Origin of the sequence: Aeromicrobium sp. CF3.5, assembly GCF_051262695.1 — a bacterium.
Lineage (GTDB): Bacteria > Actinomycetota > Actinomycetes > Propionibacteriales > Nocardioidaceae > Aeromicrobium.
The window spans coordinates 218,945-230,849 of sequence record NZ_JBIMEZ010000003.1; the positions used below are offsets into that span (position 1 = coordinate 218,945).

Annotated in this window: 12 protein-coding genes; 5 read left to right on the top strand and 7 right to left on the bottom strand. The window is 69.6% G+C overall.

All coding sequences use genetic code 11. From position 1 onward, the window contains the following. Window positions 1–31 precede the first annotated feature (31 nt). The 5 genes from ACHAA3_RS07890 to ACHAA3_RS07910 all read right to left on the bottom strand — a co-directional run bounded on the left by ACHAA3_RS07890 (window position 32) and on the right by ACHAA3_RS07910 (window position 3,648). The gene (locus tag ACHAA3_RS07890) at window positions 32–724 is read right to left on the bottom strand and encodes a response regulator transcription factor (protein WP_435708430.1); all 693 of its coding nucleotides are present in this window, start codon (window positions 722–724) and stop codon (window positions 32–34) included. An 87-nt stretch (window positions 725–811) separates the two neighbouring features. Further along, complete coding sequence (locus tag ACHAA3_RS07895) at window positions 812–1,678, bottom strand: fructosamine kinase family protein (protein WP_435708431.1); 867 nt, start codon at window positions 1,676–1,678, stop codon at window positions 812–814. A 58-nt stretch (window positions 1,679–1,736) separates the two neighbouring features. After that, on the bottom strand, window positions 1,737–2,255 hold the full coding sequence (locus tag ACHAA3_RS07900; RefSeq protein WP_435708432.1) for a low molecular weight protein-tyrosine-phosphatase: 519 nt from the start codon (window positions 2,253–2,255) through the stop codon (window positions 1,737–1,739). Further along, window positions 2,252–2,641 (bottom strand): phage holin family protein, encoded by a 390-nt coding sequence (locus ACHAA3_RS07905; protein WP_435708433.1) that lies wholly within the window; start codon window positions 2,639–2,641, stop codon window positions 2,252–2,254. The genes ACHAA3_RS07900 and ACHAA3_RS07905 overlap by 4 nt, the downstream gene beginning before the upstream one ends. Before the next feature lie 50 nt (window positions 2,642–2,691). Further along, a complete protein-coding gene (locus ACHAA3_RS07910) occupies window positions 2,692–3,648 on the bottom strand; it encodes an EamA family transporter (protein WP_435708434.1) in 957 nt (318 codons plus the stop codon). Between the two features lie 52 nt (window positions 3,649–3,700). On the opposite strand from ACHAA3_RS07910, the gene ACHAA3_RS07915 reads away from it, so the two are divergent. From ACHAA3_RS07915 to ACHAA3_RS07930, 4 genes are all read left to right on the top strand, one after another. After that, a complete protein-coding gene (locus tag ACHAA3_RS07915) occupies window positions 3,701–4,771 on the top strand; it encodes a histidinol-phosphate transaminase (protein ID WP_435708435.1) in 1,071 nt (356 codons plus the stop codon). 170 nt (window positions 4,772–4,941) lie between these two features. Continuing rightward, window positions 4,942–6,054 carry a pyruvate dehydrogenase (acetyl-transferring) E1 component subunit alpha gene (gene pdhA / locus ACHAA3_RS07920; protein WP_435708436.1) on the top strand — a complete coding sequence of 371 codons (1,113 nt, stop codon included), beginning with the start codon at window positions 4,942–4,944 and terminating at the stop codon, window positions 6,052–6,054. Continuing rightward, a complete protein-coding gene (locus ACHAA3_RS07925; RefSeq protein ID WP_435708437.1) occupies window positions 6,051–7,040 on the top strand; it encodes an alpha-ketoacid dehydrogenase subunit beta in 990 nt (329 codons plus the stop codon). The genes pdhA and ACHAA3_RS07925 overlap by 4 nt, the downstream gene beginning before the upstream one ends. Continuing rightward, on the top strand, window positions 7,040–8,356 hold the full coding sequence (locus ACHAA3_RS07930) for a dihydrolipoamide acetyltransferase family protein (protein ID WP_435708438.1): 1,317 nt from the start codon (window positions 7,040–7,042) through the stop codon (window positions 8,354–8,356). The genes ACHAA3_RS07925 and ACHAA3_RS07930 overlap by 1 nt, the downstream gene beginning before the upstream one ends. A 32-nt stretch (window positions 8,357–8,388) precedes the next feature. Here the strand turns inward: ACHAA3_RS07930 and ACHAA3_RS07935 are convergent, their stop codons facing one another. Both ACHAA3_RS07935 and ACHAA3_RS07940 read right to left on the bottom strand, forming a co-directional pair. Next, window positions 8,389–9,624: an MFS transporter gene (locus ACHAA3_RS07935; RefSeq protein WP_435708439.1), complete on the bottom strand. Its 1,236-nt coding sequence runs from the start codon at window positions 9,622–9,624 to the stop codon at window positions 8,389–8,391. A gap of 4 nt (window positions 9,625–9,628) precedes the next feature. Then, the gene (locus ACHAA3_RS07940) at window positions 9,629–10,336 is read right to left on the bottom strand and encodes a GntR family transcriptional regulator (protein WP_435708440.1); all 708 of its coding nucleotides are present in this window, start codon (window positions 10,334–10,336) and stop codon (window positions 9,629–9,631) included. Between the two features lie 198 nt (window positions 10,337–10,534). Between ACHAA3_RS07940 and ACHAA3_RS07945 the strand changes: the two genes are divergently transcribed. Further along, window positions 10,535–11,890 (top strand): MmgE/PrpD family protein, encoded by a 1,356-nt coding sequence (locus ACHAA3_RS07945; protein WP_435708441.1) that lies wholly within the window; start codon window positions 10,535–10,537, stop codon window positions 11,888–11,890. Window positions 11,891–11,905: the final 15 nt, after the last annotated feature.

Genomic DNA, 11,905 nt, shown 5'->3' on the forward strand with positions numbered 1-11,905 from the left:
CCACTGATCCCCGAACGGGTCATCCCACCGGTCACGGGGGTGTTTCGCGCAGCACGTACCCGACGCCGCGCACCGTGTGGATCAGCCGGGTCTCACCCTCCGCCTCGAGCTTGCGTCGCACGTACCCGACGTAGACCTCCAGCGAGTTCGCGGTCGTGGGGAAGTCGAATCCCCAGACCTCCTCGAGGATGAACGTGCGCTCCAGCACCCGTTTGGGTCGCTGCATGAACAGCTCGAGCAGGGCGAACTCGGTGCGGGTCAGGGACAACGATCGCGCACCGCGCACGACGTCACGGGTGACCGGGTCGAGCGTGAGATCGGCGAACGACAGCGGCTCGTCGTCCTCGTCACCCGTGGGCACGAGGGCCGAGCGACGCAGCAGTGATCGCAGGCGGGCGAGCAGCTCCTCGAGCGCGAACGGCTTGGTCAGGTAGTCGTCGGCGCCAGCATCGAGACCATCGACGCGGTCCGAGACGGCGTCGCGGGCCGTGAGCACGATGATGGGCACGTCGTTGCCTGCCGTGCGCAGCGCGCGCGTGGCCTCGAGACCATCGAGCCGGGGCATCATCACGTCCATCACGATGGCGTCGGGCGTGACCTGGGGGACCATCGCCAACGCCTCTGCGCCGTCGGAGGCCAGATCGACCGTGTAGCCGTTGAACTCCAGAGAACGGCGCAGCGAGTCACGCACTGCTCGATCGTCGTCGACCACGAGGATTCGCATGGATGACAGTGTGCCGGTGATGTCTGAGGGATTGCTGAACCACCGCCCCGCCCGGGGTGTCGCCGTGCGGCGGTACGGCTGGTGCCGTCAGGCGTCGAGGGCGGATCGCGCCGCCGCAGCGGCACGCTCGCCGTAGCTGCCGCCGAACAGGACGGCGTGCACGAGCAACGGATGGAGCTGGTGCAGTCCGACACGTTCGCGCCACCCGTCGCTCAGCGGCGTGTGCTCGTCGTAGGCCTCCATGGCGCGTTGCAGGTGCGGCACCCCGAAGAGCGCGAGCAAGGCGAGGTCGGTCTCGCGATGCCCTCCGTGGGCCGCGGGATCGATCAGCCAGACCTGGGAGTCCGAACCCCACACGACGTTCCCGGACCACAGGTCTCCGTGCAGCCGCGCCGGCGGCTCGGACGGGCCGGCCAGGTCGGGAATGCGCTGCATGCAGCTGTCGATGATCTTGGCCTGGCTGGGCGTCAGTGCGCCACGGTCGACGGCTGCCCGCACGTAGGGCATGACCCGGCGGGACGCATAGAACTCCGGCCAGGTGGGCATCGGGCGATTCGGCAGGGGGGCCAGTCCGATGTATCCGTCCGTGGGGGCACCGAACTGTGGTGCGCCGGCGCGATGCGTGTCGGCCAGAGCGCGACCGAACTGCTCAGCGGCCTCAGGGGTGGGGCGGGTGGGCTCGATCCACTCCAGGATCAGGCAGTCGTCGGCGTCGGCCAGCACCTGGGGGATCCGGACGCCGTCAGCCTCGGCCAACCACCGCAGGCTCTCGGCCTCACGGGTGAAGAACCGCTCGGGAGCCTGGGGGCGGGTCTTGATCACGGCGCCGCGGCCGTCGGTGAGGCGCAGCCGGGTGACGGTGCAGATGTCGCCGCCAGCGACGGGGGTCGTGGACACGACGCCGACACCGAGCAGAGCTTCAGCCCGAGCGGCTGTTCCTGCCATGCGTGCCATGGGACCGAACGTACCGGTTCGTGGCGAGCCCGCGAAAAGCGTGCCGGCCGAACGAGCGTCAGCGGTGGCGTGCGGCGATCAGGTCGGGCAGCGCGGCAACCAGGCCGTCCGTGGTGCGTTCGATCATGGCGAGGACCTGCAGGAACCCGTCGGGCCCGCCGTGCCACGGGTCGGGGACCTCGAGGTCGGTGCCGTCGGCCCCACCGTTGGTCAGCTCGGGATCGAACTCGCGGAACATGCGGACCTGGTCCTGCTGGGCCACGGTGGGCGCGAGGGCGACCATGTCGGCGTGATTGCTGGCATCCATGGCCAGCAGCAGATCGTGCTCGGCGAACCAGTCGGCGGTGAAGGTGCGCGCCCGATGCCTCGACGGATCGTATCTGGCGTCACGCAGCGCCACGGCGGAGCGTGGATCCATCGGCTCGCCGCGATGCCAGCCGCCGGTACCGGCCGAGGCCACCTCGACGTTCGCGGAGAGCCCGGCCCGCTCGAGCCGGTCCTCCAGGATCACGTGAGCGGTCGGGGAGCGACAGATGTTGCCCAGGCAGACCAGGGCGACCTTGAACGGCTCGCTCATCGGCGGTCGCCGCCGACCACGGCGTTGACGATCGACTGGCTGATCGAGATCACGATCGAGGCCACGACGGCCCAGCCGAAGCTCGCGATCTCGAAGTCGAGACCGAAGAAGCCTGTCACCGCCTCGGTCAGCAGCAGCAGGAGCGCGTTGATCACCAGCAGGGCCAGCCCGAGCGTGAGGATGATGAACGGGATGGACAGCGTCTTGACGACGGGCGCCACGAAGCTGTTGATGATCGTGAAGACCAGACCGACAGCCAGGACGCCGAGCACCCGGTCCAGCGTGCTGGCGCTCGCGTCACCGATCTCCATGTTGGTGCCCAGCAGCCAGGCAGCGAAGGCGAGGGCCACGCTGCTGACCGCCCAGGTCGAGATAAAACGTTCCATCCGACCATTGTCCCCACGGTCCACCGGCCATCTAGGTCAGGGTGGCCGGGTCAGGGTGGGGGAAGCAGGTCGGGCTCGACGGTGCGCGCCGTCTGGGCCGTCACGATCCCGGCCAGCACCGCCAGCACCCCGACCACCTGCACCACGGTCAACGACTCGGCGAACCAGCCCCAGCCCAGCACGGTCGCGATCACCGGTTCGAGCATCGCGACCATCGTCACGACGGTCGCCGGGAGATGGCGCAGCGCCAGCAGCATCAGGAAGAACGGTGCGACCGTGCCCAGCACGACGACCACCGACACCGCCACCCATGGCGCGATCGCGAACGCGTCGAGACGGCCGAGCATGCTCGTCGTCCCTCCCAGCGACGGCGTCGTCCACACCGGTTGGACCATGTTCATGACCAGGGTGGCCACCAGGAACGCCCACACGATCACGTGGAGGGGATCTGCGTTCTCGCTCTGGTGCTCGCCGAGCAGGAAGTACGTCGCGAAGCAGACCGCTGCGGCCAGACCCATCGCGACGCCGAGCGCGTCTAGGGTCACGCCGTTCCAGACCTGGCCCACGACGGCCAGACCGCCGAGGGCCAGTGCAACGGCGACCCACATGCGCGGATGGACGCGCTCGTGTCGCACGAAACGCACCCAGAGCACGATCAGCACGGGGGCGAGATACTCCAGCAGCAGGGCGATCCCGAGTGGGAGCCGGGTGATGGCGATGTTGTACGTCAGCTGGAGCCCGGCGACTCCGACCAGACCCAGCGCGATGACGAGCAGCAGGGCTCGTCCCCGAGGCGGGCGCAGGGCCGAGGGTCGCAGAACCAGGGCGGCGAGGGCGAAGACCGAGGCCGCCGCGGTGATGCGCAACGTCGTGAACGTCTCGACGTCGATGTCGGCTCCGATCGCGACGCGGGAGACGCCGCCATTCAGCCCGAACAGGGCTGCTCCGGTGATGACCATCAGATAACCCAGACGCGGGATGCGAACGCGTACCTGCAGATCTGTCACCGGCTCATCGTCCCATCCGCAGATTCTGCCTCCGCCTCGTATGCTCACTGGCGTGACGACTCCGCGCGCTCGCCGCGCCCTCGACGGTCTCGGGGTGTTCTCGCCCCCGAAGCCGGCCTCGGTCGACGCGCTCGGCCTGGCGGCCAACGAGAACCCCTTCCCGCCGTTACCCGGCGTGGCCGAACGGGCCGCTGCTGCGCTGGGTCGCAGCAACCGCTACCCCGACGCGAACGCCATGGCCCTGCGCGAGTCGCTCGGGGTCCACCTGGGGATCCAGTCGCTCGCGGTGGAGCGGATTCGGGTGGGGGCGGGGTCGGGAGCCCTGCTGTCCTCGATCCTGCAGGCCTATGTCGAGGCCGGCGACGAGGTCGTGTTCGCGTGGCGGTCCTTCGAGGGGTATCCGATCGCGACGGCCCTCGCCGGTGGCACCGTCGTGAGCGTTCCGCTGCGCCGCAACGGCCGTCACGACCTCGACGCAATGGCTGATGCCCTCACCGACCGCACCAAGGTCGTGCTCGTCTGCACCCCGAACAACCCCACAGGGCCGGTGGTCACGGCCGCCGAGCTCGAGGACTTCCTGGACCGTGTGCCGACACGCGTGCTCGTGGTGCTCGACGAGGCCTATGTCGAATTCGTGCGCGACCCCTCGGCCGCACGAGGACTGGAGGCCATGGCCGGACGCCCCAACGTGGTCGTGCTGCGGACCTTCTCCAAGGCCTACGGCCTGGCCGGCCTGCGGATCGGTTACGCGATCGCACCTGAGGAGGTGGCGGACGCGATCGCCACGACCACGCAGCCGTTCGCGGTCAGTGACGTCGCGCAGGCCGCTGCCCTCGCCTCGCTGCAGGCTCGTGACGAGCTGCTCGGGCGCGTCGCGAGCGTGGTGGCCGAACGCGAGGCGATGCGCGACTCGTTGCTGGAACAGGGCTGGCCGATCCCGGAGGCGCAGGGAAACTTCTTGTGGCTCCCTCTGGGACGCGGGTCGGCGGACTTCGCGACCGCCTGCGCTCCGGTGATGGTGCGCGCCTTCGCCGGCGAAGGTGTTCGCGTGACGGTGGGTGATCCGGGTGTCAACGCCCGGGTGCTCGACGCCGTGGATCGCTGGAGTCGCCCCCGGCGCTGAGCGCGCGCGTGTGATTGGAGTCAGCGCAGCCGAACGGGTACGATCGTCGCAGGTGTGATGCCCGTCACGCCCATGTGGGACACCCGGATCCGCCACCCTTGGAATCGGTCCCGCATCCTTTGACTCCGGTTGCGGCGATCCCGCGAACCGGTGGATGAAAGAGGGACTGCATGCGTGCATCCGTTGACCACCCCGACGCTCCGATGATCCAGCTGCTGACGCCTCGCGGTGAGCGCGTCTCGCACCCCGACTACGCCTTCGATGGCGACCGGACGGCGATCGAGGCCTTGTATCGCGATCTCGTCCTGGCCCGTCGCATCGACACCGAGGCCTTCGCCCTGCAGCGGCACGGCGAGCTGGGCCTGTGGCCGCCGGCCCTGGGGCAGGAGGCTGCGCAGATCGGCTCCTCGCGCGCGCTGCGACCCCAGGACTTCGCGTTCCCCACGTACCGCGATCACGGTGTTGCCTACTGCCGCGGCGTGCCGCCGATCGATCTGCTCGGCGTGTTCCGGGGCACCGACCTCGGTGGCTGGGATCCGGCCGATCACGGCATCGCACTCCCGCAGATCATCATCGGTGCCCAGACCCTGCATGCGACGGGCTACGCGATGGGGCTGACCCTCGACCACTCCGTGGGAACTGGCGACCCGGAGCGCGACTCCGCCACCATCGCCTACTTCGGTGACGGTGCCACCAGCCAGGGCGACGTCAACGAGGCGCTCGACTGGGCCGCCGTCTACCACGCGCCTGTCGTGTTCTTCTGCGAGAACAACCAGTACGCCATCTCCGAGCCGCTCGAGCGACAGACCGTCGTGCCCATCGCGCGCCGCGCCGACGGATTCGGTCTGCCGGGCGTGCGGGTCGACGGCAACGACGTGCTCGCCGTGCACGCGGCCACCTCGGCCGCCCTGCAGCGTGCACGCACCGGGGAGGGCCCCACCCTGATCGAGGCCGTCACCTACCGCATGGGTCCGCACACCACGTCCGACGACCCCACCCGGTATCGCGACGGCGCCGAGACCGAGCAGTGGAAGGCCAAGGACCCGCTCGACCGGGTCCGGCTGCTGCTGGTCGCCGAGGGCACCGCCGAGTCGTTCTTCGACGATCTCGACGCCGAGGCTGAAGCTCTCGGTGCAGCCCTGCGCAAGGAGTGCGCAGCGCTGCCCGAGCCCGATCTCGCCCGCCTGTTCGAGAACGTGCACGCCGAGATGACCGACGAGCTGCGCGAGCAGCAGGCCGCCTACGTCGCCTGGCGGGACGCCTACGAGGGGAGTGACGCATGAGCCCCCAGAAGATGAGCATGGGCAAGGCGATCAACTCGGGTCTGCGTGCCTCCATGGACAAGAATCCCAAGGTCCTGGTGATGGGTGAGGACGTCGGCAGGCTCGGGGGCGTCTTCCGGGTCACCGACGGGCTGCAGAAGGATTTCGGCGAGGGGCGGGTGCTCGACACCCCGCTGGCCGAGTCCGGCATCGTCGGCACCGCTGTGGGCCTGACCTATCGGGGATTTTGGCCCGTCGTCGAGATCCAGTTCGACGGCTTCGTCTATCCGGCCTACGACCAGATCGTCAGCCAGGTCGCCCGCCTGCACTTCCGCAGCAGCGGTGCGGTGAAGATGCCGATGGTCATCCGCATCCCGTTCGGCGGTGGCATCGGTGCGGTCGAGCACCACTCGGACAGCCCGGAGGCGCAGTTCGCGCTGACCGCCGGGCTCAAGGTGGTGTCCTGCTCGAACCCGCACGACGCGTACTGGATGATCCAGCAGGCCATCGAGTCCGACGACCCGGTCGTGTTCATGGAGCCCAAGCGCCGGTACTGGGAGACCGGCGAGGTCGACCTGGAGTCCACGTCGATGCCGTTGCTGGCCTCGCAGGTCGTGCGCCCCGGCGCCGACGCCACGCTCATCGCCTACGGACCCATGGTCGAGACGTGCCGCCAGGCCGCCGAGGCCGCCCTCGCGGACGGACTCGACCTGGAGGTCATCGACCTCCGGACGCTGTCGCCGTTGGATCTCGCGCCGGTGTTCGAGTCGGTGCGGCGCACCGGCCACGCGGTCGTGGTGCACGAGGCGCAGCGCACCCTGGGCCTGGGCGCCGAGCTCGCCGCGCGCATCACCGAGGAGTGCTTCCACTCCCTCGAGGCGCCGGTGCAGCGCGTCACCGGATACGACATGCCCTACCCCCCGAGTCGGGTCGAGGACGACTTCCTGCCCGGCCTCGACCGCATCATCGACGCGGTCGAGCACGCCCGTTCGATCGGAGCCGTCTGATGCCGCACTACAAGCTCCCCGACGTGGGTGAGGGCCTCACCGAGGCCGAGATCGTGCAGTGGAAGGTCGCGATCGGCGACGTCGTGAAGGTCAACGACGTGCTGGTCGACATCGAGACCGCCAAGTCGGTCGTCGAGCTGCCCAGCCCGTTCGCCGGCGAGGTCACCGAGCTGCTGGTCGGCGAGGGCGACACCGTCACCGTCGGCACGCCCATCGTGGGGATCGGCACGGCCACGTCCTCGACCGAACCCGAGGACAGTCCCGATGCAGGAGCAGAGCAGAAGAAGGCTCCCGAGCGTCAGGCCATGCTGGTTGGCTACGGGCCGAGCAGCGAGGTGCCCACCCGTCGGCGTCGGCGCTCGTCGACCCCGGCCGTTCCGGCCGCTGACGTCGCGCCGGAACCGGCTCCGGAGGCACCGCTGGCTGCCGAGCCGCAGCAGGACCGCAAGGTGCTGGCTCGTCCGCCGGTGCGCATGCTTGCCAAGAACCTCGGTGTCGACCTGGCCGCCGTGCCGTGCGCGGGCGAGATCGTCACCCGCGCCGAGGTGGAGGCGTTTGCTCGCGAGGGTGTGCCTGCACCGCAGACTTCGGTGCCGGCGGCCGTCCCCGACGCGTCGGGCGACGTGCGGGTCCCGATCAAGGGAGTGCGCAAGATGACGGCCCAGGCCATGGTGGCCTCGGCGTTCACCGCGCCGCACGTCACCGAGTGGGTCACGATCGACGTCTCGGAGACCGTGCGCCTGGTCGAGCGACTGCGCGCTGACCGGGCCTTCGCCGACCTGAAGGTCTCGCCCACCGTCGTCATCGCCAAGGCGGTCTGCCTGGCCATGCGTCGCACGCCCGAGCTCAACTCGGCCTGGGACGAGGCGGCCCAGGAGATCGTGCTCAAGGGGTCGATCAACCTCGGCATCGCCGCAGCCACCGCTCGCGGTCTGGTCGTCCCCAACATCCGGAGCGCCGAGTCCCTGTCGATGCCACAGCTGGCAGCAGCCCTGACCGACCTCACCGACACCGCCCGGGCGGGCCGCACACAACCCGAGCAGATGTCCGGCGGCACGTTCACGATCACCAACGTGGGTGTGTTCGGTGTCGATGGGGGGACCCCGATCCTGAACCCCGGCGAGGCCGGCATCCTGTGTGTCGGCGCGATCAGTCGCCGGCCGTGGGTCGCCGAGGACGACACGATCGTGCCGCGGTGGGTCACCACGCTCGCACTGAGCTTCGACCACCGCCTGGTCGACGGTCAGCAGGGTTCAGCATTCCTCGCCGACGTGGCGCGGATCCTGTCCGACCCGGCAGCCGCGCTGTCGTTCTGATCCATGGACCCGGCGCTCGCGCCACCGTGCTGCTACGGGGGCGGGGGCGTCGGTTTCAGGCTCGTGAGACCGCGGGTGGACCGAAAGGTGATCACGGCCGAGGAGATCAGCAGCAGACCGCTGGCATGGAAGATCGCTCCCACCCCGCCCGTGATGCCACCGAGTCCTCCTGCCGCCACGGGAATGACGACCTGCCCGATGCGATTGCCGGCGAGACGGACCGACAGCGCGGCCGCGCGGTTGCGTTGATCGGCCACGAGGGTCACCCACGACATGGTCAAGGGCTGCCCGAGGCCCCAGAAGAAGCCCATGACGAGCATGGCCGACGTCAACACGGCCACGTGGGTGGCGAAGGGCAGCAGCAGCATGGGCAGACCTGACACGAACGTGGCCGAGACGAGCAGCCAGCGCTTGGGAAATCTGCGGAGCAGGGCGGGCATCGTGGCTCGGGAGATGACCGAGGTGACCGTGCGGGCGGTCAGGAGCAGGGTGACCGTGCCCACGCTCAGTCCCATCTCCTGGCCGAGCACCGGCAGGTAGGCCATCAGCAGGTCCATGCCCGTGAGCACCGTGAGGCTGGAGTACATGGCCGGCTTCATGCCGCGCGTACCCACGATCGCCCGGGTCGACTGCTGACCGTCGGCCGCGTCGGCTCGACTCACCCGCACCCGGCTGACCGGCGTGAACAGGAAGGCCAGGGGAAAGCTCAGGAGCGCGATGCCAGCCATGACGATCAGTGCGGGAGTCGTGGCCACCGGTCCGTCGGCCGCACCTTGATTGGTGGCGGTCGCGACGACACCGGCGATCGGAAAGCCGATCAGCTGACCGACCGAGACGCCCAGCGTCAGCTGACCGAAACGGCCGTCGACCTTCTCGGGCGGAGACCACATGGGGATCAGGCTCTGGCACGCGACCGTGTGCAACATCTGCCCCAGGCCGAGTACGGCGCTCGCGACGGCGAGCAGGGCCAGGTTCGGGCTGACCGCTGCGATCGCGACGGCCACGACCGTGAGCCCGAGGCCGAGGCGGACCGCCAGGACTCCGCGGCCCCGGTCCACCGCGCGGCCGATCTGCAGGGCCACGACGAGCGGCAGCACAGCGAATGCCGCCGTGATGAGGCCGACCGCCACGGCATCGCCGCCGAGCGCCAGGGCACGGTAGGAGATCAGGGTGCGGACACCGCTCAGCACGGCATGGGCCAGCATCGTGGCGAGCACCAGGCTCACGAACCACGGTGGGCGCCTCAGGCGAGGTCGGGTGCGACTCACGACGTCAGGAGGCAGACACGCCCGTTGCACGGGCATCGGGATCCGCCGTGCCGGTGGCGCTCAGCTCCTGGTCCGTCTGGCGCAGCTCCCACGCGTGCATCACGTGGGCCCGCATCGCCTCGCGAGCAGCCTCGCCGTCGCGGCGCTCGATGGCATCGAGGATCACGGTGTGCCCCTGGCTGAGGTCGGTGCTGAACTCGTTGACGCTCCACAGCGTGACCGAGGGCTTGAAGCGGGACCAGAGCGACCGGATGCTCTCGACCATGACGGTGGAGGTGCAGGCGAAGATGGAGAAGTGCAGCTCCTTGTTGAGCAAGGACAACGTCGCTGGATCCTCCCCGGCGGCGGTGGCCTCCTCCAGGCGCTCGTTGGCCTCGAGGATGCGCTGGCGGTCCTCGTCCGTCATCCGCTCGACGGCAATGGCGCACGCGAGGCCCTCCAGCTCGGCTCGCATGCGGTACAGATCGTGAGCCATCTCGGGGGTGAAGTCGCGCACGGTGGCGCCGCGGTGACTGGTGTACTCGATCGTCCCGTCGGCGGCGAGGATGCGCAGGGCCTCGCGGACCGGGGTGGGGCTGACGCCGTACCGCTTGGCGATCGCGGTCTGTCGCAGCTGGTCGCCGGCGTTGATGACTCCCTGATCCAGGTCGGCCTTGAGTCGTTCGAGCACGTAGGTGGTCCGGCTCTTGGGCAGCGCGTCCATCTCACTCATGCAATGGCCTCTTCTGGAGTTGGTCCGACAGGACAGATCCGCGCGCTCAGGATACACCACACTACTTTCGATAATCACGATACAAGATTCTATAGAATCTATTGACGCCTTCCGGATCCCATGATTGTGTGTGTCGTGCGTCACGGCCATCCGGCCTGAGTGACGCAGGCTCATCCGGCAGATCTTCAGGAGGACGACGTGACCCAGGCTCTGAATCGGTCGTCGAGGAGCGCGTCCGGCGCCGTCAGTCGGTACGCGGATCTCGATGACGACCGGCGCCTGCAGCTGTCGCATCTCGTCGTGGATGCCCTCGCCCTTGCCGCAGCCGGATCGGCCAATGCCGATGCGCAGCCCGTGCTCGACGGTCTCGCCGCCGTGGCGCCCGGGCAGGTGCCCGTGCCGTGGACGGCGCACCACCTGGCCCCGCCTCAGGCGGCCGCTGCGCTGTCGACCCTGATCCACGCCTGGGACTTCGACGACACCCACGACGAGGCCGTCGTTCACACCGCGACCGTGGTGGTGCCGGCCGTGCTCGCCGCGGCGCAGACGGCCGAGGTCTCGGGTGAGCGGGTGCTGGACGGTCTCGCGACCGGGGTGCACCTGTTCTCCCGGCTGGCGCGGCTCGTGGGCCCCCGCGTGGGCGTCATCCGGACCACCGGCCTCGGCGCGATCGCTGCCGCTGCCGCCGCCGGTGTGGTCTGGGGTCTCGAGGACGCCGAGCTGGACAGCGCGATGGCGCTGTGCCTGGGAGCAACCATGGCGCCGTCGAGCCGCCAGGCGGTGGTGGACGGATCGGTGGCCAAGAGGTTGCAGCCCGGGCTCGCAGCAGCGCACGGCATGACGGCCGCGAGCATGGCGCGCCACGGAGTGGCCGGGCCTGCGGGATGGCTCGACGGCACGTTCGGGATCCTTCCGGGCAGCGACCTGACCCTTCACGACCTGTTCGCCGCGCCGCACGAGGTCGACTTCGTGGCCCTCAAACCGTATCCGGCCTGCCGCTACACCCATGCTGCCCTGGCCGCGGCCGAAGAACTGCGGGCCCGCCACCCGGACCCGACATCGCTGAAGGCCGTGACAGCGCATCTGCCTGCCGGCGACGCCTACGCCCTCGTGGCGCGGTCCTGGAAGGACCGGGGCGCGCCACTCGTGGACGCCCAGTTCTCGCTGCCGTGGCAGCTGGCCGCCCTCTGGATCACCGGTCGATACGATCTCGCGACCCTGCGCGACGATCTCGGTCGCGCCGACATCGCCGAGATGGCTGCGCGAATCGTCGTTCACCAGGACCTGCCGGAGAGCACAGTGATGTCGGGCGCTCGCGTCGAGATCGAGACGGTCGAAGGCAACCTGGACGCGGCCGACGCGGCGATGCCAGGAGCTGGCGCGAACCGGCTGACTCGCAGTGCGCTGGATCGCAAGGTCGTGAGCTGTGTCGAGCTGGCCGGCGTCTCGGACCCGCGCGTGTCGAGCGACCGGCTCTGGCACTTCGTCGATCACCTGCCCGACCTCGCACCCGCAGACCTGGCCGAGACACTCCGCAGCGCCACCTCCCGATAACTCCCTGAGCCCACC